At 69.8% G+C, this 23,769-nt stretch carries 23 protein-coding genes and 1 pseudogene; 9 read left to right on the top strand and 15 right to left on the bottom strand.

From position 1 onward, the window contains the following. Window positions 1-85: 85 nt before the first annotated feature. Complete coding sequence (locus ACFVX6_RS19185; RefSeq protein WP_389692900.1) at window positions 86-736, bottom strand: hypothetical protein; 651 nt, start codon at window positions 734-736, stop codon at window positions 86-88. A gap of 1,161 nt (window positions 737-1,897) precedes the next feature. Between ACFVX6_RS19185 and ACFVX6_RS19190 the strand changes: the two genes are divergently transcribed. Then, on the top strand, window positions 1,898-3,172 hold the full coding sequence (locus tag ACFVX6_RS19190) for a DUF1266 domain-containing protein (protein WP_389692902.1): 1,275 nt from the start codon (window positions 1,898-1,900) through the stop codon (window positions 3,170-3,172). 1,402 nt (window positions 3,173-4,574) lie between these two features. Here the strand turns inward: ACFVX6_RS19190 and ACFVX6_RS19195 are convergent. Next, the gene (locus ACFVX6_RS19195) at window positions 4,575-5,504 is read right to left on the bottom strand and encodes an AraC family transcriptional regulator (RefSeq protein WP_389692904.1); all 930 of its coding nucleotides are present in this window, start codon (window positions 5,502-5,504) and stop codon (window positions 4,575-4,577) included. Window positions 5,505-5,600: 96 nt separating this feature from the next. Between ACFVX6_RS19195 and ACFVX6_RS19200 the strand changes: the two genes are divergently transcribed. Next, on the top strand, window positions 5,601-6,323 hold the full coding sequence (locus tag ACFVX6_RS19200; protein WP_389692906.1) for an SDR family oxidoreductase: 723 nt from the start codon (window positions 5,601-5,603) through the stop codon (window positions 6,321-6,323). 135 nt (window positions 6,324-6,458) lie between these two features. Here ACFVX6_RS19200 and ACFVX6_RS19205 read toward each other — a convergent pair. Continuing rightward, window positions 6,459-6,677 (bottom strand): annotated as a pseudogene (locus ACFVX6_RS19205) (pentapeptide repeat-containing protein); the annotation flags it as partial. 500 nt (window positions 6,678-7,177) lie between these two features. Here ACFVX6_RS19205 and ACFVX6_RS19210 point away from each other — a divergent pair. Both ACFVX6_RS19210 and ACFVX6_RS19215 read left to right on the top strand, forming a co-directional pair. Then, a complete protein-coding gene (locus ACFVX6_RS19210) occupies window positions 7,178-9,229 on the top strand; it encodes a SpoIIE family protein phosphatase (RefSeq protein ID WP_389692908.1) in 2,052 nt (683 codons plus the stop codon). A 365-nt stretch (window positions 9,230-9,594) separates the two neighbouring features. Further along, window positions 9,595-10,065: a DNA starvation/stationary phase protection protein gene (locus ACFVX6_RS19215; RefSeq protein ID WP_351370856.1), complete on the top strand. Its 471-nt coding sequence runs from the start codon at window positions 9,595-9,597 to the stop codon at window positions 10,063-10,065. Window positions 10,066-10,419: 354 nt separating this feature from the next. Here the strand turns inward: ACFVX6_RS19215 and ACFVX6_RS19220 are convergent, their stop codons facing one another. Both ACFVX6_RS19220 and ACFVX6_RS19225 read right to left on the bottom strand, forming a co-directional pair. Then, window positions 10,420-10,827, bottom strand: coding sequence for a PPOX class F420-dependent oxidoreductase (locus tag ACFVX6_RS19220; RefSeq protein ID WP_389692910.1), 408 nt, complete (start codon window positions 10,825-10,827; stop codon window positions 10,420-10,422). Between the two features lie 500 nt (window positions 10,828-11,327). Continuing rightward, window positions 11,328-11,501 (bottom strand): CsbD family protein, encoded by a 174-nt coding sequence (locus ACFVX6_RS19225; RefSeq protein ID WP_389692912.1) that lies wholly within the window; start codon window positions 11,499-11,501, stop codon window positions 11,328-11,330. 146 nt (window positions 11,502-11,647) lie between these two features. Between ACFVX6_RS19225 and ACFVX6_RS19230 the strand changes: the two genes are divergently transcribed. Next, window positions 11,648-11,821, top strand: coding sequence for a hypothetical protein (locus ACFVX6_RS19230; protein WP_389692913.1), 174 nt, complete (start codon window positions 11,648-11,650; stop codon window positions 11,819-11,821). Between the two features lie 187 nt (window positions 11,822-12,008). Beyond that, window positions 12,009-12,395 carry an ATP-binding protein gene (locus tag ACFVX6_RS19235; RefSeq protein ID WP_389692915.1) on the top strand — a complete coding sequence of 129 codons (387 nt, stop codon included), beginning with the start codon at window positions 12,009-12,011 and terminating at the stop codon, window positions 12,393-12,395. A gap of 93 nt (window positions 12,396-12,488) precedes the next feature. On the opposite strand, the gene ACFVX6_RS19240 is transcribed toward ACFVX6_RS19235, so the two are convergent. The 3 genes from ACFVX6_RS19240 to ACFVX6_RS19250 form a co-directional block, all read right to left on the bottom strand. Continuing rightward, the gene (locus tag ACFVX6_RS19240; RefSeq protein WP_389692917.1) at window positions 12,489-13,112 is read right to left on the bottom strand and encodes a GPP34 family phosphoprotein; all 624 of its coding nucleotides are present in this window, start codon (window positions 13,110-13,112) and stop codon (window positions 12,489-12,491) included. A 235-nt stretch (window positions 13,113-13,347) separates the two neighbouring features. Further along, the gene (locus tag ACFVX6_RS19245; RefSeq protein ID WP_389692919.1) at window positions 13,348-13,821 is read right to left on the bottom strand and encodes an ATP-binding protein; all 474 of its coding nucleotides are present in this window, start codon (window positions 13,819-13,821) and stop codon (window positions 13,348-13,350) included. Window positions 13,822-14,179: 358 nt separating this feature from the next. Beyond that, the gene (locus ACFVX6_RS19250; protein WP_389692921.1) at window positions 14,180-14,533 is read right to left on the bottom strand and encodes a PRC-barrel domain-containing protein; all 354 of its coding nucleotides are present in this window, start codon (window positions 14,531-14,533) and stop codon (window positions 14,180-14,182) included. 507 nt (window positions 14,534-15,040) lie between these two features. On the opposite strand from ACFVX6_RS19250, the gene ACFVX6_RS19255 reads away from it, so the two are divergent. Beyond that, window positions 15,041-15,835, top strand: a complete 795-nt coding sequence (locus ACFVX6_RS19255; RefSeq protein WP_389692923.1) for an SDR family NAD(P)-dependent oxidoreductase — start codon at window positions 15,041-15,043, stop codon at window positions 15,833-15,835. A 69-nt stretch (window positions 15,836-15,904) separates the two neighbouring features. After that, complete coding sequence (locus ACFVX6_RS19260) at window positions 15,905-16,786, top strand: helix-turn-helix transcriptional regulator (RefSeq protein WP_389692925.1); 882 nt, start codon at window positions 15,905-15,907, stop codon at window positions 16,784-16,786. Window positions 16,787-17,189: 403 nt separating this feature from the next. Here the strand turns inward: ACFVX6_RS19260 and ACFVX6_RS19265 are convergent, their stop codons facing one another. The 5 genes from ACFVX6_RS19265 to ACFVX6_RS19285 form a co-directional block, all read right to left on the bottom strand. Further along, entirely contained in the window at window positions 17,190-17,351 is a 162-nt protein-coding gene (locus ACFVX6_RS19265) for a hypothetical protein (RefSeq protein WP_389692926.1), read from the bottom strand. Then, on the bottom strand, window positions 17,351-17,587 hold the full coding sequence (locus ACFVX6_RS19270; RefSeq protein ID WP_389692928.1) for an XRE family transcriptional regulator: 237 nt from the start codon (window positions 17,585-17,587) through the stop codon (window positions 17,351-17,353). Before ACFVX6_RS19270 ends, ACFVX6_RS19265 begins: the two co-directional genes overlap by 1 nt. A 621-nt stretch (window positions 17,588-18,208) precedes the next feature. Continuing rightward, window positions 18,209-19,165 carry a TIGR03557 family F420-dependent LLM class oxidoreductase gene (locus tag ACFVX6_RS19275; protein WP_389692930.1) on the bottom strand — a complete coding sequence of 319 codons (957 nt, stop codon included), beginning with the start codon at window positions 19,163-19,165 and terminating at the stop codon, window positions 18,209-18,211. Between the two features lie 110 nt (window positions 19,166-19,275). After that, window positions 19,276-19,515: a hypothetical protein gene (locus tag ACFVX6_RS19280; RefSeq protein WP_389692932.1), complete on the bottom strand. Its 240-nt coding sequence runs from the start codon at window positions 19,513-19,515 to the stop codon at window positions 19,276-19,278. Between the two features lie 730 nt (window positions 19,516-20,245). Continuing rightward, window positions 20,246-20,545: a hypothetical protein gene (locus ACFVX6_RS19285; protein ID WP_389692934.1), complete on the bottom strand. Its 300-nt coding sequence runs from the start codon at window positions 20,543-20,545 to the stop codon at window positions 20,246-20,248. Window positions 20,546-21,301: 756 nt separating this feature from the next. Between ACFVX6_RS19285 and ACFVX6_RS19290 the strand changes: the two genes are divergently transcribed. Beyond that, window positions 21,302-21,943 carry a carbonic anhydrase gene (locus ACFVX6_RS19290; protein ID WP_389692936.1) on the top strand — a complete coding sequence of 214 codons (642 nt, stop codon included), beginning with the start codon at window positions 21,302-21,304 and terminating at the stop codon, window positions 21,941-21,943. A gap of 304 nt (window positions 21,944-22,247) precedes the next feature. On the opposite strand, the gene ACFVX6_RS19295 is transcribed toward ACFVX6_RS19290, so the two are convergent. Both ACFVX6_RS19295 and ACFVX6_RS19300 read right to left on the bottom strand, forming a co-directional pair. After that, a complete protein-coding gene (locus tag ACFVX6_RS19295; RefSeq protein ID WP_389692938.1) occupies window positions 22,248-23,225 on the bottom strand; it encodes an L-threonylcarbamoyladenylate synthase in 978 nt (325 codons plus the stop codon). A 206-nt stretch (window positions 23,226-23,431) separates the two neighbouring features. After that, on the bottom strand, window positions 23,432-23,584 hold the full coding sequence (locus ACFVX6_RS19300; RefSeq protein WP_389692940.1) for a hypothetical protein: 153 nt from the start codon (window positions 23,582-23,584) through the stop codon (window positions 23,432-23,434). Window positions 23,585-23,769 lie beyond the last annotated feature (185 nt).

Here is a 23,769-nt window from a genome sequence, read left to right on the forward strand (position 1 = left end):
CAAGCCCGCCGCGAAGGACACGGGCACGGCGAGGGCGAAGGGCACCAGCGCGTGGCCCCAACCACGGGGGCGGTTGACGGGGCGGTCAGTGTTCCAGGTCGAGGTCGGCGCGCATGGCGGCGAAGAGGCGCGCCGCGTCGGCCGGGGTGGTGCGGGGGAAGAGTGCGACGGCGGCGGTGGTGGTGTCGGCCCAGCCGCAGATGACGTCGGTGGCGTTGGCGGACTCTGGCAGGCTGAGGCACTCGAGGGCTCCGCCGAACGGGCCGGGCTGGTACGGCTTGGCGGTGGTGGGGGTGCCGGTCGAGCCGTTCTGCAGCGCGTAGTCGATCAGGCCGCGCCAAAGGTGCTCGCGACGCTTGTTCGGGTCCTCTGGAACGCCGTCGACGCCAACGAAGAGGATGGGGCGGCCGGAGGTCTGCCCTGCACGGTTGTAGTCGGCGACCACCAGGTGCATGCCGTCACGCATCTCGCCCGGATCGATCGGGACGTCGGAGACCGCGCTGGCACCGGTTGCCTTGGTGAGCCCGCCGGCGGTGGCGGCCTCGGCCAGCGTGTGCTTGCCCGAACCGGTGGGCGAGGTGGAGACGTCGGACCTTGCGGGCGCGGAGACAGGGGCGGAGGCGGTGGGTGCGGCGGGAGGGCTTTCGGCTTCGGCTGCGGGGTCGCAGGCGGTCAGCGTCAGCGTGGTGGCGAGGGCCATCGTGGCGAGGAGGGTGCGGGAACGAAGGACGGGCATAGCGGAGTCTCCCGGGGTGTGGTGATCGGCTGAGCCGCTGGGCCCAATGGCCGCACGCTAGTGGCCGACTGGCCGGGCGGGTGTCCCGAGCCCGGTTCCCTTACGGCACCGGGACATGGTGGTGACGTAAGAGCCTCGTGATGACAGGCACGGTGGTTCGAGCGTGGGTTTCTGGGGCGCATCCGGCATGCAGAGTGCTCCCTCTGGAGAGAGCAGATCCTCCACCCGATCCGGGCGGTACGCCTCCGCGGGGCGAGAACGGCGCGTATGGCCCGGCAGTGGGACCAGCAGCATCTCCTCCACCTCACCCATGCTCCCTCAAGACCCCCTCAGAGAAGACCCTCGACGACGCCGCCCTCAGCATGGACTCGCTCCAGCAGCAGAAGAACTTCCTGTCCTGATCGGCACAGGATCCTGTGAGGCCCCCGGCGCGGAGCACCCGGGGGCCTCGTCATGCCGGGGCTGGAGGTGGGGCGGAGCCTGACCGGAGTGGTCGGGAAGGCGGGTACGGTCGGTAGCACGGGGTGCGCTCCTGGCCAAGCAGAGGCCGCGACGGGGGGCGTGCCCCAGTTCGTCGAACGGGGCCTTCCGCTGTCGACCACAGACCGCCGTCCCGGCCTCGAACAAGCCTCCTCTTCACCCCGGCTATCGCGGGGCAGAGAGGTGTCGCTTTCCCAAACCGGCTTGCCCACAGGGGCTGAACTGGGAGAACGGAGGTCAGACGGATTCAGGGGCTCCCATTCCAGGCCCGGTCACGCCTCCGGTCCCCCGCTGCAAGCAACCACCCAGGCAACGGTTCATCCCCCTTCCGGTGCAACCCTGCCCCTCAGGTACGGCACCCAGACCAGACCACAGCCCCACCAACAATCGATCGCCCGATCAAGCTGAGCATCCCCAGGTCCACGGCCACCCGTTGTACTACCCCACCGGACAGTCACACGCGGCGACTGGCTTCGCGGGCATGGCCGCCGTGGCCGTGCCGACCGGACTGTAGGACGGTGTCCCCGGCGGGGTGCAGATCGTCGGACGCGCATTCCGGAAGGGCTGTGCCTGGACTCCGCCAAGGCCGTCGACGACTGCCGCGGCGCCCTCGCCCCGGGTGACCCACGCCCGGCGGGACCGGCACACCGACCACACTGGACCACCCCTTAGGGTTTGCCCATGGGTTTGACAGCAGGTCACGAGGGAGGAACCCTGCCCGGGCCGACGGCTCCGGCGCAGGGTTGGCAGGCGCCGAGCGCGGTCGAGCGGGGGCTGTACGAGGCGAAGGCGCGCGGCGACTGGCCCGCGTACTACGACCTCGTCGCCCGGGCCGACCTGTACATGATGCAGTCGCGGGCGTACGTCGACGCGAACCCGGGCAACACCCGCTTCCACCCCTACTGGAACCCGCAGACCCAGACCGTGTGTCTGGCCGTCTACACCGGCGGCATGCTGCCGCCGCCCGTCGCCGACCCTGTCTACAACTGCTATGACCTGGGCTGGTTCGCGGAAGTCTGGGACCAGAACGACCCGCCCTACCTCGTCGTCAACCCCGGCAGCCCCTGCGAGGGCGTCCTGCCCGCCGGGCCGGAGGGCCGCGCCCTGTGGCAGCGGCACTCCGCCCCGGTCGAACGGCCGGGGCTGGCCCAGGACGTCGTCCACACCCTGGAGGTGGGCGGCCCCCGCAGCGGCCCCGTCGCCTTCGGTCTCGCGGCCGGAGCGCACATCAACGTGCGCAACGGGCGCTACTGGAACTCGATGGCCTACCACGGCTGCGGCTACGTCAACGAGAAGCGCACGCTGGAACGCTGGTGGGGCGTCACCACCCGCGAGGACTGGCAGGACACGCAGGAACAGCTGCTGCGCGCCGGAATGGTCAGCGGCGTCTGGGAGTTCGTCCTGCAACTGCGCCGCTCCATGGCCCTGGACTTCGCGGGCCCCGTCGACGTCGACCACTGGCGCCAGGCCGCGGGGAACGTGGTGCGCCAGCGCGCCGAGGCCGCCGCCGAACCCCGTCTGACCCCGGACGGCGTCACCCACGGCCGCACCGTCACCGCAGCGGAGCTGGAGGGCCAAGTGACCGGCGTACAGCGGCTGATCGGCCGCATCGCCCGCTACGAGGCGCGGTTCCGCGCCGACGGCCTGCTGCCCGAGGGGGGCTTCGTCCGGAGCGTCGAGGCCTGGGACTACGGGCGGGCCTCCGGCATGGCCCGCTGGGGACTTGCCGCCCGCCTGTGCTCCCCGCAGGAGGCGGAGGCGGCCGTGGTCCGGGCCGGCCGACTCGTCCAGGTCAACTACCGCTCGTGGGAGAGCTTCTCGGCCGCCTACGTCCTGGGCCGCTGCCTCCACTTCGACGAGGAGGAGTTCGGCGAATGGTACGAGACGGTCCTCGCGACCCACCGGGCACTGACCACGGACCCGGCCAGCCCGTGGCGCACGCTCCCCTGGACCTGAGGGCCGCGCGACTCCTGGGACCGGCCCGACGGCTACTTCGGGCCCCTGACCGACACCTATCCGCTGTCCGCCGAGGAGCGTGCGCACGCGAATCGCTGTACTGGCTGGGCTCCAAGGCGCTCTGCCCGGTGAGCTGCTGCGGGCTGGGCGAGGCGGGTGCGGCCGGACATCCCGGCGCCCTGTTCCGCCTCGCCGCGCTGGCCGGGCGCGCCGGGTACGCGAGCGGGGTGAGGACGTGCTGTTCCCGGTCGCGGAGGCGACCCGCCACGGACATAGTGACGGCCAGGTTCTGCTGGCCGCGACTGCGCACCGCCGCCCTACTGCACCCGTGGGACTGCCAGAGAACCCGCAGGCGGCCGCCGTCCACTTGGGGGAAGGCAGCACCGGATCCGGGGTGAGCTGCGAAAACGCTGCGCTCGGCGATCCTCACCGACATGGCGCGCTCGCCCGGCCTGCCTGCGCAGCCGCCGCAGGAGCAGGCGATCGCGATGACGGCCCGTGATCTGCTCCACCACATCCAGCACTCCAGAGAGATCAGCACCCGCGACCTTGCCCGGTGCACCGGCCTGTCGGTGGCGTCAACGGCGTGGCTGCTGCACTGGCTGCGCGACCAGTACCTCGTCGAGACGATCGCCGGCGCCCGCCCTCCCGGGCCCGTCATGGAGATGGCGGACCGCCCCGAGCTACACAGGCAGCTCATGCAGCAAACCCTCGACGGGCTGCGCGACCAACTCCGCGCCGCCGTCTACCTACACCGACGGCGACATCAACATCCTGCAGTCCTCCCACAGCGACAGAGCCCCAGCCGTCCGCCCCGGAGCCCCCTTCATCGAGACCGGCCACGCGAGCGCGGTCGGCAAAGCCCACCTCGCCGACCTCGACTTCGAAGCCCGCCTCGACCACCTCACCCGATACGAGCCCGTCCCCCTGACCCGGCGCACCATCACCGATCCCCGGATCCTGTTCGACAACCTCGGCGGCCACGGCCCCCACGCACCCCAGCTCGACCTCCTCGAGTACTCCCCCCCACCCTCTGCGCGGCGATCTCCCTGACCCTGCCCGGTCGAAGGCCAGCCTGCCTACGGGGCGGGGGTGAACTTCGCTTCGGTGGCGCCGCAGCCGGCCGCGGTGTCCAGCAGGCGGTCCCGCTCCAGCTCGTCCACCGCCAGGCCCCAGCGGAGCTTCGTCGCGGTCCACTTGGCGCCGTACCGGCACAGGACCTCCTCGGAGCCCGGCGGCGGCAGCCAATCGGCCGAGTCCTGGGCGCTCTTGCTGCGGTTCGAGCGGGTCGCGTGTCGCCGACTTCTGGAAGCGTTCGGGTACTTGCGGATGGCCGTCGCGTGGGATGGTCGGATCAGTCCGTGGCGTCATGGGCCCCCGCCGCAAAAGAATCGTCGAGCACTCAAGGCAGCAGGCCTCGGCGCGCTCGCCGATATGCCCCAGGCGGGGCACCGAAGTGCCGCTTGAACGCCTTCGCGAACGCGAATTCCGAGGTGTAGCCGGCATTCTCGGCCACTGCGCTCAGTGAGTCGACCGTCTCGCGCAGCATCCGCGCCGCGATGGCCATCCGCCATGTCGTCAGGTAGCTGAGCGGCGGCTCGCCGACCACCGTGGTGAACCGCCGGGCGAACGCGGCGCGCGACAGCCCGGCCCGACTCCCCATCGATTCGACGGTCCACGGTTGCGCCGGGTCGTCGTGGATCGCTTTCAGCGCCGGGGCGATCAACGGGTCGTTCAGTGCCGAGGCCCAGCCCCGCGTCTGCTCCCTGGGCAACTCGGCGTACCAGGACCGCAGGATGTAGAGAAGCAGCAGATCGACGAGCGTCGTGACCACTGAGTCCGAACCCGGCTGAGGCTGGTGGATCTCGGCGCAGAGCTGGTCGACCGCCGAGCGCAACGCCGGATGGCGCCCGGGGCTGGCCGGGAGGTGGATGACCTCCGGGAGGTCACCGAGCAGCGGATGCGGCCGCTCGATGTCGAGGTGGTAGGCCCCGCACACCAGCACGCTGCGAGCGCCGTCGCCCTCGATGGTGAAAGACCCGATCGGCGAGGAGGTATCGACGCGGTCGGGTTCGAAGGCGACCAGCTCGCTGGTGACCGTGTCACAGATGGCGTGATCGGTGCCGCGTCGCAGAAACACGACGTCGCCGGGGCCCAAGGCTATCGGATCGCCGCCGACCGGCAGGAGAAAGCAGTGTCCTTCGACGACGACGTGAAATCCGGCACCCGCGATGGGCTGGAAGCGCACACCCCACGGCGCCTGCGCGTCGGTACGGACAACGGACGGACGCCCGGTGCGCAGGGCCGCAAGCGTGTCGCTAAGTATGTCCATGCGCTCACCATAACTCGCTGAGATCGAGACGGTCAGACAAAGAATCAAGACTTCAGGCCATTAATTGTCTCGGTCGTGACACGTAGCGTCCTCTCTATGAACAACACAGCAGACACCCAGCGTGTCGTCGTCATAGGTGGTACCTCCGGCATCGGATTCGCCGTTGCGCAGGCCGCAGCGACTCAGGGCTCGAACGTGGTCGTCGCCTCCAGCAGTCAGGGCCGGGTCGACCTGGCGGTGAAGAAGCTCGGCGGCCAGGCCGAAGGCATCTTGCTGGACGTCGCCGACGAGGCCGCGCTCGCCGCCTTCTTCGAACGGATCGGCGAGTTCGACCACCTCGTCTACACGGCGGGCGAGTCCCTGCTACTGAAGACGCTCGCCGACCTCACCGCCGAGGAGTCCCGAGCATTCTTCGAGCGCCGCTTCTGGGGTGCCCTGCTCGCCGCGAAGTACGCGACGCCGAAACTCCGTCCCGGCGGCTCGATCACCTTCACCTCCGGCGCCTTCGCCACCCGGCCCGCCCCCGGAGCCTCGCTCGGCGCAAGCATCACAGCAGCCGTCGAGGGTCTGACGCGAGCCCTAGCCCTGGAAATCGCCCCACTGCGGGTCAACGCGGTTCGCCTCGGCGCGATCCGCACCGAACTCTGGGACATCAGCGTGCCCGAGCCGGAGGCCTTCCTCCAAGCGCAAGGCAGCGGCCTTCCCGTGCAGCGTGTCGGCAGTCCCGAGGAGGCTGCGGCGGCCTACCTCTACCTCCTGAGCAACGGCTACGCGACCGGCACGGTGCTCACCCTCGACGGCGGGGCCGCACTGGCCTGACATCCGAGGCTGTCGGACCGACGACGCCGGTCCGACAGCCTCGGGCGCCGCCCCCGGCATGTTCTGTCAGACAACAGAAGCCGCGTCCACCGCAGATACGACCACCGTGAACGCGAACAGCGCAGGCTCAACAGATCATCGGCGAGCGAGGCCTAGTTGAGCCCGAAGCCGCCAGTACTTGATCTTGGCTACGGTGCTGCAGTCGTCACCCGGCAGGGGTGGACGTGCACAGGGGGTGGCTTTTGCAGTGAGGTTGGTGCCTTCGAGGTTGGCGTTGGTGAAGTCGGCGCCGACGAGGTCAGCGTTGGTGAGGTTCGCCTTGGTGAGGTTGGCGCTGTCGAAGTCCGCGTGAGCGAGGTTGGCCCCCTGCGGTTCGTCTCGACGAGGTCAGCCTTGGTGAGGTCGGGCGCGACGTCGGGATGGACCGTACGCCACTGGTTCCAGTCGGCCACGCTCCTCTCGAGGAGGGCGAGTTGGTCGGCGTTGGCCCGTTCGGAGGCGACGCCCACGCTGTGGGTGGGGGTGGCGTAGGCGGCGGGGGCGGCCTGGGCGACGCCGACGCAATTCGCATGCATGGTCGGGAGCCGGCCAGGCATGGGGTGCTTCGGCCGCCGATGATCGACGGGAACGATCTATGCCGCCCCACCAAGAACCCCACGGCGGGAACGCTGCGGATCATCCGTCCAGGACCACCGGCTCCACCGCCGGGACGACCCCCCGCCGTAAACGTGACTTTCGGCCCCGGCACGCGGGCCGTTGGCTCCCCCTTGAGCGGACGTATGGTCACTGGTCGCACCCCCTCCTCCCCGCTTGACTGGAAAGTCGTGCCATCTACTTGGAGGGGACCGACCGAGATGAACCTTCGGCCCGCAGGACATGCTCCCCCCACCCGCGCCGGGTATGCAGCCGTCGGCTCCGCCCGCATCCTGGTCGCCCTGGGGAACGGCTCCCAAGAATTCGGGGTGATCATCGACGTGAATTCGCGGGCGGCCGCCCTCCTCGGCGTGGACCCTTTGGAGACGGTCGGGTCCCCCCTCACCGATCTCGCACCCTCCGGCCATGGAGGTTCCGCAACCCGGCTCCTGCTCGACGTAGCCCTGTCGCGTCCGGCAGGCCAGCAGGCGCCATCGGCGACCGGCAGGCGTACGGCGGCGACCGGTCCTCCGGCGACCCGGAGCCCGCTGCTGCTGCGGCAGGGCGGGGACGAGGCCGTACTGTGCCTGGTGTCCGCATGGCTTACCTACGGTCCCGGCGGCCGCCCAGCCGCTGTGGTCGAACTGGAGCCGTCCTCCGCCGGCTCCGACAACTGGGCGATGCTGCACGCGATGGCCGCGCTCCGGGGTGAGTCGGTCTGGGCGTACGACGAGGAACACGATCGGTTCTGGTGGGTCGAGAACTCGCTGGAGTACAACGGGCACCACAGCCCCGGGAACCTTCCCCTGCGCAAGGTGCTGGACCAGCTGCACCCCGATGACGCGCCTCACGTCGAGGACGCCTTCTGGGCGCTGCGCCGGGGCGAGCGCGAGGTGGTGAACATCTGCTTCCGCCATCCCGACGGGAACGGCGGCTACCGCTCGCTGCATTCGGTTGCCCGCATCATGCGCATCGGCTTCGACGGGACGCGCCGGATCGTCGGCTCCACCGCCGACCGTACGGCCGCCGTCGAGCACGAGACCGCCGTCGCCCGCGAGCACACCCGGCAGAGCCGGCTCGTGCGGGAGCTCGCCGCGGCATTCGTGGGGGCCAAGACGGAGGAGGAGCTCACCGACGCAATCCTGCACAAGGTGGCGCCGGCCTTCGCCGGAACGGGCACGCTGCTCGCTTTCGTCGAGAACGAGCGGCTGCGGGTCACGTTCGGCGAGGGCATCGACCCCGCCATGGCCCGTTCCCTGCACGGCATGAGGCTGGACGCCGCGAAACCGCTGACCCATGCCATCCGCACGGGCCACACCGAAGTCATCGGTTCGCGGGAGGCCTACCGCGCCGCCTGGCCGGAGGCCCACGGCCTGCTGGACGCGACGACCGCGCAGTCCTTCCTGATGGTGCCCTTCGCCGCCGAACGCGGCAGGCCCCTCGGCGGCTGGGTCATCACCTACGACGCCCCCCACCGCACCACGGAACAGGAACGCACCCTCCTCGGGGTCGTGGCCGAGCTGGCGGGCCAGGCCTGGGAACGCATCCGTCTGAGCACGGCCCGTCTGGAACTGGCCGGGGCGCTCCAGCGGGACATGCTCCCGGCCGAGCTGCCCGCCATCGCGGGTTTCGAGATAGCCGCCCGCTACTCGCCTGCCAACGAGGGTCTGGAGGTGGGCGGTGACTGGTACGACGTGATCGCCCTGCCGGACGGAGGCGTTGCCTGCATCATCGGTGACGTCCAGGGCCATAACATCCAGGCGGCCGCGCTGATGGGACAGGTCCGTACCGCCATGCACGCCTACGCCTGGGAGGATCCCTCGCCGGACCGCGTCCTGGAGCGTACGAACGAGCTCATGCTCCAGATGGGGGCGGCCGGATTCGCGACCTGCCTCTACGCGCTGCTCGATCCCCGCGGCCGGGTGGTGTGGGCACGGGCGGGCCACGTACTGCCGGTCCTGTGCACGGCCACCGGAACCTCAGTCACGGAAGCACCCGGCGGACTCCCGCTGGGCGTGCAGACCGGTACGAGGTACCCACTGGGACAGGGCTACTTGGGGAAGGGCGAGGTGCTCGCCCTGTTCACCGACGGGCTGGTGGAAGGGCCGCGGCTCAGCCTTGACGACGGCACGGCCCTGGTCTGCCGGACGTTGGACGAATCCCGCGGCGCACCGCTCGAGGACGTCGCGGACGCCCTGATGTCTTGCGCCCGCGCCACCCGCCACGACGACGACCGGGCCGTCCTGGTCGTGCGCCGGACGCTAGTGCCTTAGACCGCGTCCTTTGCGGTGAGGCGTTGACGGGGTTTGTGTGCAGCGCGCCGGCCTTCGCCGAGGTGTGCGTCCGGCACAGCACCGAGGCGACGCGGGCCGCCTCGAGCCACGACACGCCCTCGCTGAGTCGTTCCTCCCGAGGACCACCTCTCCGGCGCAGGTCTCCTCCCACCGGGCCACGGCCTGCGCGATCCTCAGCGAAACGCCCGGCTACGAGCCGATCGGGAATCGGATCACCTCCGCAGCGTCCCGTCCAGGGGCCACAGGGCCCTACTGATTGGGACCAATGGACTGGTTTGCCTCTATATCACCGGGTAGACGGTACTGAGTTCGAATTCATCTACGCCGAGGAATGGAGACACCCCGTGTCCGTCGTCAAGAACGCCCTCCCGGAAGCCGACCTCAAGGTCGTCGGTGATGCGCTGCAGGGAGCCCTGGTGGACCTGGTCGACCTGTCGCTCGTTTCCAAGCAGGTCCACTGGAACGTGGTCGGCCCCCGCTTCCGCTCGGTGCACCTCCAGCTGGACGAGGTCGTCACCGCGGCCCGCACCCACTCCGACGTGGTCGCCGAGCGTGCCGCCGCCCTCGGAATCACTCCGGACGGCCGGGCCGCCACGGTGGCTTCGGCAAGTGCCATCACCGACGTACCGGAGGGCTGGGTCAGGGACGTGGACGCCGTACGCATCCTCGTCGACGCCCTCAGCACCGTGATCACCCGGATGCGGGAGCGCATCGCAGTCACCGACAAGCCCGACCCGGTCACCCAGGACATCCTGATCGCTCTGACCGGTGAGCTCGAGAAGCATCACTGGATGTTCGCCGCCGAAAGCGCCTGAGCAGGCCGATTCGCTCCGGCTCCCCCTTGGAGGGAGCCGGAGCGTCGGCGTGTGCGTTCCGGAACTCAGGCACGCCGCGCAAGGGAGTCGGAGTCGGATCGGACGCACTGATCAACGTGTCCGCACTCACGTGAACCGAAGCACGCCGGCAACCCAGAAAGGACTGGTCATCGGCCTGCCTGACTCCTCGTCGATGAAGGTGGTCCGCTCGTCACCGCCGACGATCTGCACGCGAACCGCTGTCGGGTCCCGCTCGGATCCGGGGTGCCGCGTCTCATCGACCGGACGGGCCCACGGGTAAACCTCCCCGGGCCCGTCCGGCGTACGTTCGGAGGAGGGAGCCGGCGGCGTTCGTCAGATCGAGCCGACGACCTTGCGAGGGATGACGCGGACGACGACCCGGGCGGTGTCGTCCTTCGACGCCGGGTTGAAGTCCGCGTAGTCCTTGCCCGTGTACTTGCGCGACAGTTCGTCGATCAGTTCCTGCCCGCCCTCCGTGGTCAGCGTGGCCGTGCCGCGGACCTCGGCGTAGGTGTAGGGCGCGTTGTGCGGGTTGATCATGACGGTGATCCGCGGATCGGCACGCAGGTTCTTCTCCTTGCGCCGGCCGACGGTCGTGGACACCAGCAGGTCCTCGCCGTCACGGGTGAGCCAGGTGATCGACAGCTGCGGGCTGCCGTCCGGCTGGATCGTGGCCACGGTCGCAAAAACCGGGCTGTCGTCGATGAGCTTCTTCAGGTCCTCGGAGAGTTCGGCGGACACGGAGCGGGTTCCTTCCCTCGGCTGCTGACTACAGTCTCCGGGATCAACTGCCGTCAGTGGAGATCAGCAACGGCCGGCCCCGCAGAATCGCGACTGTCCCCCGCCACGTTCGGCACCCCCCGTGTCACGGCCTTGTCCTCCAACTGGGGTCACCCCGCACCCGGGCCCCGCACCGCGGGGATCCGCGCAGCCCCCGCCCTCACCGATGCCGGCTCCCGCCGGCCCCGGCCCGTGGACGGAACCCAGGACAGGAAAAAGGCGTCAAGGAGTCAGGACCATCAAGGGTGCTCCGGGCAGCCCCGGCGTGCGGGCGGGACTCACTCGGAACGGTGTGCTTCCCACCGTTTTGAACGGCCGGCACGGCCGGTGGTTGCGACGGTTCGGCTCACGGGTCCGGCGCGGCACGCAACCGGTCGCAGGCAGCACCAATGTGGTCAAGCGGATACGGGGGGGCAGACCCTGGTCCGGGCCTGCCCCCCTTGCACACCACGGCGTGCTGATCAGTCCTTGAAGACGTCCTTGACCTTTTCCTTCGCCTGGCGGGCGTCGCCCTTGGCCTGCTCGGCGCGGCCCTCCGCGGTCAGGCGCTCGTTGCCCACGAGGCGGCCGGCGGTCCCCTTGGCCTTGCCCTTGGCCTGCTCGACCTTGGCCTGAGCCTTCTCGTCACCAGACACGGTCATCACTCCCAGCGGTAGACGGCGTTACGCCAGGACGTATGCCCCACCTCCACCGCACAAACATCACCCACCGTGTTTAGTTTCCCGGGATTCGGTGACACCAAGTAGCTACAGACAGTCAGAACCCGACGAAAGGCAGGAACATGACCCTCATCACCGTGATCATCATCGCCGCAGCCCTCGCGGTCATCGCCCTCCTGGCCCTCGCCCCCAGCGTCCCCGCACGACGCAACCCCTTCCCCGGCCGCCGGCGCCGGGGCCCGGCGGCCCATCGCCGCACCAGGACCCCGCGGCTGAACCACGTACCCCATCAGTAGGAGTTCCGATACAGCTGCCCGCCTCCGGCGGGCACCTCGACCACGGCGCCGGACAACGACCTCCCCCAACGAGGGACCAAGGCGCAGCGCGGTCAGCGCCCAACGGTTCCCCGAGGTCCGGGGACCCGCCCAAGACGAACAGGACCGGGCAGCGACAGCCAGCGACCTGGGAGATCTGGGAGACCTGATGAATACGATGAGCATCACCCTCGCACCCCGCGCCACGGCATCCGTCGCGGGCGCTCGCGAGGACACCCGGCACTTCCTCGAAGACCTCCTGCCGGTGATCGCGGCGGAAGCCGCCGACACCGTGGTCCTGGTCGTCTCCGAGCTCGTGACCAACGCCCTGCGCCACGGCGGCGGCACCTGCACCCTCGACCTGACCGCCCATCCTGGCGGCGTCGAAGTCGCCGTGCACGACAACAGCCCGCAGGCCCCGCGCATGCGCACCCCCGACCTGAAGGGGGGCGCCGGCGGTTTCGGCTGGCCCATGGTCAACCACCTCGCCCGGGCCACAGCCGTCACCCGCCAGCCGACCGGCGGCAAGACCGTCATCGCTGTCCTCGACCGGTAGCAACACGGCGCCGCCGTACGGTAGCTCAGCCGCCAGAGCGCGGCCAGCTCGGGACAGCTCTTCGGTGGCGGTAGGCCGGGTCGGGGCGTCGCTCTACGGGACGCGCCAGACGTTGGCGAAAGCCGCGTTCTCGATGGACCGCCGTTGTCGTACGGCTTCCAGCTCCATCACCGCCTCGTTGATGGTCGCCAGCACGGTTGTCACCGCTTCGTCCTCGAGGGCTGGCTCGTTCGCGTGCTCGCCTCCGTCCTCGGGGCGGGTGGCGTCGATACCCAGGGCTGTGGCGAGGGAGATGAGCGTCGGCTCGCCCGCCTCCCACCGGCTTCGGGCCCGGCGCCGAGCGGGCGTCTCGGCGACTTCCAGGCGATCGTTTCCGAAGGGCAGCAGGGCGCGCCGCCCCCGCGTCAGCCAGCCGGCCTCTTCGAGGGCTGATTGGTAGGTCGCGGACAGCTCCCGGCCGCGGCGCCACAGCCAGTCTTCGACCTTCTCGTACGGCACCTGCCGGATGAGAGCCGAGGCCGCCTCGGTCTCGAGCTCGTCATGCAGCTCATACTGCCCGCCCGGCACGATGGAGTCCCCGTCCAGAGAAGCAGCCTGTACAGCGAGGAGATCGATCAGCTCGGCACCCGCGAGCACGAGCGACAAGTCGCCCTGCCCGATCCCGACACCAGGCCGTTCGTCCATGGCGATGATGAACAAGTCCTTCGCGGTGCTCATGAGCGCTCCCCTCGAAAGCTTCGGCAATCGGATTTTCCGGTCACGCTCCTACCATCGCACCAACGCCCGCGAGGACTCCCTGGTTCCGCTGACGCCACAGGCGAACCAGGGCTGCGAGGTTCGGCCCGGCCCATGGCCCAACCGTCTTCCCCGCGCCACCACGTCACGCGCTGACCGACCGTAGGACCGGGCGGAGCGCTCCCCAACCCGTTTGGAAAGAGCCCGGCCGGCATGATCACGGCAGGCGGCCGGCCTGGTTTCCGCCGGGGTCGTCGGCCAGCTCTATCGTGACCTTCACCCGCTTGCCCACGGGTTCGCGCCGCACCTCGAAACTGCGGCACACCGCCATCGCGATCTCCAAGCCGTGCTGCCCGACCCGGCTCGGATCAGCCGGGCTCACCGCGGGCAGCTCCGCGCCGGTGTCCCACACGCTGATCTCCACGACACCGTCGCTGACCTCCAGGTCCAGCAGACACGGCCCGGGCGCGTATTTGTAGGCGTTGGTCACCAACTCGCTGACCACCAGCTCCACCATGCTCATCGCACGTTCCGACACGGGTAGCCCGTGAACGGCCTGCACGCCGGTCATGAAACTGCGGGCAGCCCGCCTGGCCCCCGCGATCGGTTCGCTGCCGTCCATGGCCATCGCCGACACGATCGGACGGCTGACCAGCGACTCACACGCGTCCTGGGACACCACAGCAGCCATAGCGCCACCTTCATCCTGAGCAAGCCACACGGCTGCTTCCAGCCGGATGCCCCGAAACTGTAGCCCTACACCAGAACACAGAACGAAAATCTGACCGCCCCCTCGCTCGGATCCACGCCACTGCGAACCGCGGGCCGCCGCACTGCGCCTTACAGGGCTTGGCAGGCAGGAGGAGGGAGTAGGTCGGTCACGTACCCGCTGCTCCCGGGCGTGACTAGAACGATGCGACTCGCCGGCCCGGAGTGGCGAGGGAGGGCGGCGAGTCCGCAAGCCGCTGAATCGGGTTCGGGCTCTGCCGGCTGCCGCAGCGACACGGCGACGTGTGACGGCTGCCGGTCCAGCCACATCCTGCAGCAGGCTACATGTGGGGCTGGTCGTAGTAGCGGCCGAACCGCTCCAGGTAGTTGGACTCGCCGGCCTGTTTGGCCTCGTCGTACTCCGGGGCGTCCTTGATCTGGTCCTTCGTCCGGTTGACGTAGACCTTCTCCCCGATCAGGTCGATGCGCTCGATGGTCCCGGCAGGCAGCAGCACATGCTTGCCGAAGATCCACACCCCCGTGTCCACGACCAGGTAGGAGGATCCGACATCCTCGGAATGCTTGTCGATCTTGCCGATGCTCCCGTCGGTGGCCTCGACCTTGTAGCCGACGATGTCGGTGCCCGGCAGGTATCCCGCGCTGGGGTGGTAGCCCCAGATGTCGCACGCGCTCACAGCGACGCCTTTCGGTTGTCCATGACTACGGACAACCTGACCAGATCGCACCGAACGCAAAACCCAAGCACAAGAAAGCCACTCCGCTGCCTACCCCTCGCGCTCTCCCGAACGCGCCGACGGCCGTCCTCACCGCCGGGCGCGGTATCAGGACGTCGACGGGATTGGTCCGTCTTCCCCGTCTCGGAACTCTGGCAAGGCTGACGCGCTCCCGCTCGACCGTCTGGAGGCCCCCTGTCTCACACACGCCCTTCCCGGCGTGGCGGATGTCCAGGACCATCGCGGCCGGGACGGCAAAACGTCCGCCTCACCCTGCTCCCGGCCCAGCTCAGCGGTCGGCTCCGGAAGTCCTTCAGGGTTGATTCCGGGGCCGGTCGGTGTGTGTCGCATCGTTGGACGTCCAAGGCGGTGGGTGGAGGCTGTCTCGGCCGCCTGCAGAAGGGGGCCTGGGAGACCCAGGTTGATCTGGGCCTGGTTGGCCCGACGGCTGGTGGCGAAGCTGTGGACATGACCGACAGCAACAGTGATGTGACCGGCTTCCACGACCGTGTCGTCCTGATCACCGGCGGAACCAGCGGAATGGGCCTGGCTACCGCGCGTCTGCTCCTGGAAGCCGGCGCCCATATCGTCATCACCGGCCGCGACGATGCCCGCCTCGACCGCGCAGCCGAACAACTGGACAAAGCGTCCGACCAGGGTGCCCGGTTGCTCACGGTCCGAGCCGACTCCGCCAGACTCACCGATCTCGACCGCTTGGCCGCCCTGATCCGTGAACGCCACGGACGTCTGGACGGAGTGTTCGCCAATGCCGGGGCCGGAGTGTTCCAGCGCAGTGGCGAGGTCACTGAGCAGGACTTCGATCTCAGCGTCGACGTCAACTTCAAGGGGGTGTTCTTCACGGTCCAGAAGGTTCTGTCGCTGCTCGACGCGGCGGGTGGCGGTTCCATCGTGATCAACGCCTCGTGGACACTGCACCGGGGCCTGGCCGTCGCACCGGTGTATGCGGCCACCAAGGCAGCCGTCCACAATTTGGCCCGCACGCTGGGCAGTGATCTCGCCAAGCGCGGCATCCGGGTCAACTCGATCAGCCCGGGCTACATCGTCACCGAGATGTTCGATGCCGCCAACCCGGACCCTGCCTCACACGATGCCATCCGCTCCCAGGTGCCGCTGGGGCGGCTCGGCCAGGCCCAGGACATAGCCGAGAGCGTGGCCTTCCTCCTCTCCCCGCGGTCCTCGTACATCACCGCCCAGGACATCGTCGTCGACGGGGGCCTGGTGACCGCCATCCCCGCCTCCTGACGGCGGGCGTGGCTGCCTGGCCCCGGCAGGGCCAGGCAGCCACCCATCACGACCGGCCACAATCGTCGTATGAGCACAGCTATCAACCTGGGCGAGTTCCTCCGCTCCCGCCGCTCCCTCCTGCACCTTGAAGACGTTGCCCTGCCGGACTTCGGAGGCCGGCGCCGGGTCGCGGGCCTGCGCCGCGAGGAGATCGCGCAGCTCGCCGGAGTGAGCGTCGACTATTACACCCGGATGGAACAGGGTCGCGTGCCCAACCCCTCGGGCGCGGTACTCGACGCCCTGGCCCGCGCACTGCGGCTGGACGGGGATGCCACGCGGCACCTGCACCGCCTCGCCCGACCGCAGCCCTCCGCCCGGCACGTTCCCCGGCGCCAGGCTCGGCCGCAACGCGTGCGCCCCATGCTCCAGCGATTGCTGGACGATCTGGTGGACATGCCGGCGATGGTGATGGGCCGACGCATGGACATACTGGCCTGGAACACAGCAGCGGCCGCCCTCTTCGGCGACTACCCGCCCCCGCACCGGGCCGAGCGCAACATCGCCCGGATCACCTTCCTCGACGAGACGTCCCGGGAACTGTATGCCGACTGGACCTCCTGCGCCCGCGAGAACGTGGCCTACCTCCACATGGACGCGGGACGGCACCCCGAGGACTCCCAGTTGGCGAGCCTGATCGGCGAACTGTCGATGAAGAGCGAGGACTTCCGTCGCTGGTGGGCCGAACATCCAGTGCAGGACAAGACCTCGGGAACCAAGCGATTCCACCATCCGGTGGTCGGCGATCTGGAACTGGCCTACGAGACCCTGCGCGCAACGGACGACCCCGATCAGGCCTTGATCACATATGCCGCCGAGCGGGGCAGCCCATCGCACGACGCCCTGCGGATGCTGCTGGCCTGGGCCACTGAGGCTCCCTCCCTCATGCCGGACGAAGACCGCGCGCGCTGACCTCATGGCGTCCGGGCCTCACCACCGGCGACCTGAAGCTGCGTCAGGCGCGCCATCGGTCAATGCCCCGACCAGCACATCGACGAACAGAGCACCGCGGACTGGCCGGCGCGGTCCCGACGGATATCCGCGCACCGATCCGTGTTTCACCTGTGCGTGGTAGCGGCCACCGGGTCCAGGCGGATCGCTTGAGGGCCCGCCTGGACTCGCGCACGGCCGACGGTCAGTGAGACCGCGGCAAACCGGCAAACCTCCGCCCCGGACGGCAGCCCGCCGTCCGGGGTCAGCTCGTCCACGGCCGTCGGCAGCACCACTGCGAGCAGCAAGGGCGCGGGCGCGGGGCGGCCCCGGTTGCCGTTCCCATTTCCTCCCGGATGCCCCGCGTCCGATCGTCGATGCGGCCTTACCGGCGGGCGTGGCGGCCGCGGGGCCGCCGGTGCAGCGGAGCGGTCCGCGGATTGAGGAGGAGTTCCTCGTACCGGCCCAGGGCGAGCACGGTGGCAAGCAATGCCCCGGGCAGCGCGAGCGCGAGTAGGGCGGTGGTCGGTGCCGCCGGGTCGGACATCACTCGCCAGGGGCGCCCACGAGGGCGGCGCCGGGAAGGACCCTGCTCACGGGGAGACCGAGGGCATGGGTGAGTTCACGCAGCTCTTGCTGGGTGGGCTTAATGGGGCCTGCGGTGCCGTCCTGGACGACGACTCTGATGCGGGGGGTGCGGATACCGGTGCGGTCCGCGAGCGTCTGCACACTGAGGTGCAGGCGGCGCATGGCTGCTTCGAGGACGTGCGGCAGGTCGGCCATCTCCCGCTCATGCCCCGGTCTGTGGCCCTCATGCCGCGCCTTGGCCGGGGGCACCCTATTGCGCGTGAAATGTCAGCGGCGCGACAGCAAAGCGGCCCGCAGTGATCTGGGAGTCGCGCAGAGGCAGTTCAGGTGCCTCCGGCCCATGGATGGCCTGTGGCACGTGCCGCCCCGGAAACGTGTTGGGTCCGGCTCGAGCCGTGCTGGGTGCCGCGACGGGCGATGGCCGGCTTCACGACGAGGGCTCGGATGTGGCGGCGGTACTTGTGGTGGTCGTAACCGCGGTTGCCGAGTGCGACGTCCGGGTGGCGAGGCGGCCGCCCGGGAGAAGTCCAGGGCGTCCGCGTCACGGAGTTCGGCGAGCAGGACCTCGTGCAGTCGGGGCTACACACCGGCCCCGGTCCACTCGGCCAGGCGGCCTGTGGGGATGCACGCTGGGCGGCGGCCCCTCATGACACGGCGGGGGCGGCAACCAGGAGGTCGCCGCCCTCGCCCTGCCATCTGTCCGCATGGGTTGCAGGCGGTGTCCTCGTCGAACTCGGGAGCGTTCTCGTTCCATCCCAGGCGAGTCGTGGCGGCCTCGTGCCGCCACTGCTCCCGGGGGTGCGGGAACGGTGGGTCTCATCCGCTGAGGGCGGGGAGGAGCTTGTCGCGGCAGGCGGTGAAGAAGGCGTCCTGGTCGGGGCCGATCTGGCCGATGTACACCTCGTCGAAGCCCGCCTCGAGATAGGCGCGTACGGCTGCCACGTGCTCCTCGACATCATCACCGCACGGCACGTTGGCGGACACGTGCTCGCGGGTGACGAGCTGGCTGGCCTGTTCGAAGTGGGCCGGGGTGGGAAGGATCTGGGCCAGCTCGCCGGGCAGCTGCTCGTTGGGCCACAGCCGGTGCACGGTCTCGACAGCCTTTTCCCGGTCCTCGTCCCAGCACACCTTCAGGCCGCCGATCACCGGCTTGCCCTCGCCGCCCGCGTCCCGGAAGCGGCCGATGGCATCCTCGTCGGGGCCCATGGTGATGAAGCCGTCACCGATGCGGCCGGCGAGCTCCGCCGCTTTCGGCCCGAAGCCGGAGACGTGAACGGGGAGCCGGCCGTGCGGCGCGGTGTACAGGCGGGCGTTGTCCACGGTGTAGTGCGTGCCGCGGTGGCTGACCTGGCGGCCGGTGAAGAGCTTCCTCATCACCTCGACGGCCTCTTCCAGCATGTCGGCGCGCTCGTCGAACGAGGGCCACCGGTCCCCGAGAATGTGCTCGTTCAGCGCTTCACCGGTTCCCACGCCGAGGGCGAACCGCCCGCCCAGCAGCTCGCTCGAGGTGGCCGCGGCCTGGGCCGTGACGGCTGGGTGCAGGCGCATGGTGGGGCAGGTCACCAGGGTGGTCACCGGCAGGTCCACTGTCTGGGACAGGGCCCCGATCATCGACCACACGAGGGGGCTGCTGCCCTGCTCGTCGTTCCAGGGGTGGAAGTGGTCGGAGATGGCCAACCGGGTGAATCCGGCATCGGAGGCTTTTCGTGCCTGGTCGAGGAGCTCGGCGGGGGTGAATTCCTCACAGGACAGGAAGTAACCGAACGTCGTCATGGATCTCGTGCCTCCAGGAACGGTGAACAAGGACTCCCGTCGGCGGCTGCCCGGGGTGCCAGGTGCCAAACCCCGCAGCCAGGGTGCCGGGCGGGACCGGAGAGGTGGTCCTACCGGGCCGTCCGGCGCCGGTACTGCTTGCTGGCACGCCACATCAAAGCCGCCACCGCGGTGACCGCAAGGAGTGGGACACCGCAGCGAAGCATCAGCTGTGCCAGGACGGCACGCGTCGGCAGTACCCCGTTGGTGGCCTCACTGGGCGCGGCGGCCGCCCCGGTCAGCTGGTCGGCGATGAGCGCCGCCCTGCGCCGTGCTGTTTGCTTCATGCCCTCGGTGTCCTTGCCTGTCATGTTCATCCCTCACGCGGCCCGGCTGGAATTCCTGCCTAGTGCTCCTGCCCGCGAACGCTGAGTCTGCCCCCTATCGCGGCATTTCCGACGTCAGGCCCGCGGACCTGCAGAGGAATTTCGACCGACTGGCCCGGACGGAGGAAGCCTCCTCCCAGGCTGAGATCTCATCGACCCATTGGCCCGTTCCTGTCACCTCCGCCGCCCACAGCGTGCCCGGCCGGTTACGGGCGCCGCCGCTCGTACGAACGGGTAGCACTCCTGATGGCCTGCGGAGATGCCTCACCCCTGGCACCCGTGATCGTCATCGCCGCCCTGGTCGTCCGCACCGCCATCACCGGACTCCGGCATCCAGGCAGTGCCCGGTGCCATGGGCGTTCGCCGCGAACCCCGCGCCATGACGGCCGGTGCGACAGTCGCCGCGGCCACTGCCGCCTCGGTCGGGGCGGTGTAGATCGCCTTCAGGGCCGGCAGCAGCTTGGGGTGGTCCGGCGCTGAGGACAGGTACCTCAGCCGGCCGCGGGCCCCGATGGCGAGTCGTTGTGCACCCTGGATATCGACGGCATGCGCTACCTCATCCCCGAGGCCCCCCTCCCCCGCCATCCTGGCGCAACACGGCTACGCCCGCCGCCGGCCACCACGCCCGCACAGCTCCTGGCACGCCGACGCCACGCAAGCGGCGGACACGCCCAGCTTCACTAAAGCGCGCCCACCGCAACCACATCGACGCCAGTTACGAAGTACGGACGTTCTCGCTGCCCAGACCACCCAGACGAGCACTGATCAGCTGCTCAGCCTCTTCCGACAGCCGCGCCCGCCGGGCCGGCTCCTGGGCTCCTTCGAGTTCCATCCTCAGCGCCAGCTCGGACCGCATGACCGTCACCCTGGGGACCGGCACCCGCTGGCCGGGCTTCTCCGTAAACGGCTGCAACTCCCCCGCGGCGGCCTGGGACTCCTCCAGTGCACTGTGCCGGAGGGAGAGGAATACTCGGGCGAGCCAGTCAGCCGGAACCTTCACCATGAAATCGGTCATATCGACACAACGAAAGCGCCGGACTTAAGTGGCGCCCCGCCCACGCCTTCCAGGCCGCCTTGCGCTCAGACCCCACCCCCGTGACGCCTGGGCGCCTCGGCACCATTCAGGTCAATGTCTGCCCTTTCGGACTCGTCGTCCTCGGGCCGCAGACCGAGCATGTCGAGCAGCACATTGAGGTCTGCCGTGCCGACGGCCCTCGAAGCGACAGCCCGACGGGCGGCAGCCCGGTCCAGGCGGACCGCACGGGACAGAAGAGCCGACTCGTCACAACCGAATGGATCCTTCATTCCACCGATACCAGCACGCCCCTGACACTTCCGCAGCTGCAAGCCCACCCGCGGACGCGTCGCGCGGAGGCCATCCGCGCGAGCTTGGACCAATCTCCCCAGGCCGAGCTCTTGCCGGATTTTCGTGCAGGCGCTGCCCTCAGGCGCTCTCTCCGGTGGCCGCGCTCGGCCCCGCACTGAACGGCGGCGCCTCCTCCACGAGGCTTACCCCGTGCTCCTCACACGCACCAGGACGCCGGGGCGATGCCGCCGCAGGCATGCAAAACGCGGCCGAGCTCCCGGCCCGGGCGCCCGCGAGGATGCACGGGCTCGATCCTGGCGGGGCAGGGCGGCTGCGCCGTCCGCTGAGGTTCCACATCGAAGCGTCCCTCTCCCGGCGCCTGGGAGCGATGCCCACGCCGTCAGCGTGGCCCGGTTCGGGGGGCCAGACGGTGCGACGGCTGGTGCCGGATCGTAGGCTGCGGCCATGACCGAGATCCAGACCCCGACGCCCCGTGACGCCTTCGAGCTGCTCATGGCGGGTAACCAGCGCTTCGTCTCAGGCACCTCCGAGCATCCGAATCAGGACGCCGCCCGCCGCGCCGAGACCGCACCGTCCCAGCAGCCCTTCGCCGTGCTGTTCGGGTGCTCCGACTCCCGGCTTGCCGCCGAGATCATCTTCGACCGCGGACTGGGGGACCTGTTCGTGGTGCGCACCGCGGGACACGTCGCGGGTGCTGAAGTACTCGGTTCCATCGAGTTCGGCGTGAGCGTCCTCGACGCACCGTTGGTCGTCGTCCTCGGCCACGACTCGTGCGGCGCCGTCGCCGCGGCCTGCTCCGCTCTCGAGGACGGGCAGACGCCGGGCGGCTTCGTCCGGGACGTTGTCGAGCGGGTGACCCCGAGCGTGCTGGCGGCCCGCGCCGCTGGACGCGAGACGGCCGACGAGATACTGGCCGAGCACATCGAGAACACCGTGGACCTGCTGCTGGAACGCTCCCGCGTCCTGGCCGAGCGGGTGGCCTCCGGCCGCCTCGGCATGGTGGGACTGTCTTACCGGTTGGCCGACGGCAGTGCACAGCTCGTCGCCTCTCGCGGCCTTGTTGCGGCGGTTCCCACCGCCTCGTGACCGCCCCGGCGGTGGTTCTCAGCGCGACTGGCCGAGGTTTTTTGGGGCGCACCCGTACATGCGGATGAGGAAGACCTATCGGGTTCGCCGCTTGACCACCCTCGGAAGGGCATCCTCGAAGGCTCACGGAGCGGACCACGCGCCCAGCACCGCGGCCCGCGCCGACCTGGCGCGGGCCGCCGGACTGCTAGGGGCGGCACGAGCTGTGCCCGGCCTGCCAGAGTGCTGATCCCCGCCCCGAGCCGCCCACGGCCCGGCACAGCCCCAACGAGCGGAAGCAGTAGGGGCACGGCGTCGGTGCTGGTCACACGGTGGGCCGGGGCCCCGCCGCACGGCGGAGCCTGTTGGCGATTGCCAGTCCCAGACCCTCATCCGCCGGCAAGGACGCGACGATGAGGTCGCAGCCCTGCTGGTCGAGTTCGCGCAGGAACCCGTACAGCCCCTGCGCGTAGGCGGCCATCGAGGCGGGGACTGCCACCACGGCGTGCGCCTTCACCTGTGTGTCGGCGACACAGGCAGGCAGAAAGACACCCACCAGGTGCCCCAGCTCCTGAGCACGTTCCGCTTCGGCGACGACCTTCTCCGGTTCGACGAGGACGACCCGCGCACGCGGTGCGTAGTGGGATGGATGTTGGCCGGGCACCCGGACGTGGCTGGTCGAAGGGACCGCGAGCGGGCAGCCCAGCACGGTTTCGAGGTCCTCACGCGTCACCCCGCCAGGCCGAAGGATGGTCGGGGCATCACCCGTGGCGTCGACGATGGTCGACTCGACGCCGACGTCGCAGGCTCCGCCGTCCAGCACGAAGTCGACGGCATCACCAAGCTCCGCACGGACATGGTCCGCCGTTGTCGGGCTGACCGAGCCGAAGCGGTTGGCGGACGGGGCTGCGACACCGCCACCGAAGGCCGTCAGCAGGGCGAGTGCGACGGGGTGGTCGGGCACGCGCACGGCGACCGTTTCCAGGCCGCCGGTCGCTTCGAGGGGCACGCGCGGACCGCGCCGCAGGACCAACGTGAGGGGCCCCGGCCAGAAGTGTTCGGCCAGCAGGCGGGCCGCCTGGGGCACGTCGTGGACCCAGTCGTCCAGGTACTCCGCGCCGGCGATGTGGACGATCAGCGGGTGGGAGGGCGGACGCCCCTTGACCTGGAAGATGCGCGCGACAGCGGCGGGGTCCTCGGCGTTGGCGCCCAGACCGTAGACGGTCTCGGTCGGAAGGGCCACCAGGCCGCCGGCACGCAGCACTCCGGCCGCCTTCTCGATGTCACTGATTCTTTCCGTCACCCTCGTAATCCTAGAAGCACAAAGGACAGGCGACGGTCATGACCAATCCCAGCGCCAACCACGGTTCCAATGCTCCAGTCCCGGACCCGACGAGGACGACAGCACGGACACCGCCACCGAGGGAACCAGCCATCACGGACGGGAGCGCTCAGGGGGCGGTGGAGCAGCGGAGCCCGACCCCCGGGTCGGGCTAGAGCTCAGCGGGCCTACCAGCGGAGGCTCACGTGCCAACGCGTGGACCCCAGCAGTCCCAGGTGGATGGCGTCGGCGGTTTCGAGCGCGCCGAGGCCGGCGATCAGCGGGAGGGCGTCCGCGGTGGCGTCGAGTCCGCCGGGGCTCGGGCAAAATTCTGACGGCAACTCAGAGTCGTTTTTACAGGGGGCGTTTGTCCGGCCGGAAGCGGGTCAGACGCAAAGACAGCGGAGCCCGCAGCCCGGACTGCAGCGAGGCTTCGCCGGCAGGAGCCGCGGGAGAACGACGCTCACGCGGCTCCGGCCACCGGCACCACGGCTGCCGCACGGGATCCGCGCGGCACCGGGAACTC

Origin of the sequence: Streptomyces sp. NPDC058289, assembly GCF_042880975.1 — a bacterium.
GTDB classification, from domain to species: Bacteria; Actinomycetota; Actinomycetes; order Streptomycetales; family Streptomycetaceae; genus Streptomyces; species Streptomyces stoeckheimensis.

Bases quoted from the DNA above. Each gene is read 5' to 3' on its own strand.
- ACFVX6_RS19290 (WP_389692936.1), top strand. From the start codon at position 21,302: ATGACCGAGATCCAGACCCCGACGCCCCGTGACGCCTTCGAGCTGCTC.
- ACFVX6_RS19285 (WP_389692934.1), bottom strand. From the start codon at position 20,545: ATGACCGATTTCATGGTGAAGGTTCCGGCTGACTGGCTCGCCCGAGTA.
- ACFVX6_RS19280 (WP_389692932.1), bottom strand. From the start codon at position 19,515: ATGACAGGCAAGGACACCGAGGGCATGAAGCAAACAGCACGGCGCAGG.
- ACFVX6_RS19210 (WP_389692908.1), top strand. From the start codon at position 7,178: ATGAACCTTCGGCCCGCAGGACATGCTCCCCCCACCCGCGCCGGGTAT.
- ACFVX6_RS19275 (WP_389692930.1), bottom strand. From the start codon at position 19,165: ATGACGACGTTCGGTTACTTCCTGTCCTGTGAGGAATTCACCCCCGCC.
- ACFVX6_RS19255 (WP_389692923.1), top strand. From the start codon at position 15,041: ATGACCGACAGCAACAGTGATGTGACCGGCTTCCACGACCGTGTCGTC.
- ACFVX6_RS19195 (WP_389692904.1), bottom strand. From the start codon at position 5,504: ATGGACATACTTAGCGACACGCTTGCGGCCCTGCGCACCGGGCGTCCG.
- ACFVX6_RS19245 (WP_389692919.1), bottom strand. From the start codon at position 13,821: ATGGCTGCTGTGGTGTCCCAGGACGCGTGTGAGTCGCTGGTCAGCCGT.
- ACFVX6_RS19235 (WP_389692915.1), top strand. From the start codon at position 12,009: ATGAATACGATGAGCATCACCCTCGCACCCCGCGCCACGGCATCCGTC.
- ACFVX6_RS19185 (WP_389692900.1), bottom strand. From the start codon at position 736: ATGCCCGTCCTTCGTTCCCGCACCCTCCTCGCCACGATGGCCCTCGCC.
- ACFVX6_RS19240 (WP_389692917.1), bottom strand. From the start codon at position 13,112: ATGAGCACCGCGAAGGACTTGTTCATCATCGCCATGGACGAACGGCCT.
- ACFVX6_RS19270 (WP_389692928.1), bottom strand. From the start codon at position 17,587: ATGGCCGACCTGCCGCACGTCCTCGAAGCAGCCATGCGCCGCCTGCAC.
- ACFVX6_RS19190 (WP_389692902.1), top strand. From the start codon at position 1,898: ATGGGTTTGACAGCAGGTCACGAGGGAGGAACCCTGCCCGGGCCGACG.
- ACFVX6_RS19200 (WP_389692906.1), top strand. From the start codon at position 5,601: ATGAACAACACAGCAGACACCCAGCGTGTCGTCGTCATAGGTGGTACC.
- ACFVX6_RS19260 (WP_389692925.1), top strand. From the start codon at position 15,905: ATGAGCACAGCTATCAACCTGGGCGAGTTCCTCCGCTCCCGCCGCTCC.
- ACFVX6_RS19230 (WP_389692913.1), top strand. From the start codon at position 11,648: ATGACCCTCATCACCGTGATCATCATCGCCGCAGCCCTCGCGGTCATC.
- ACFVX6_RS19265 (WP_389692926.1), bottom strand. From the start codon at position 17,351: ATGTCCGACCCGGCGGCACCGACCACCGCCCTACTCGCGCTCGCGCTG.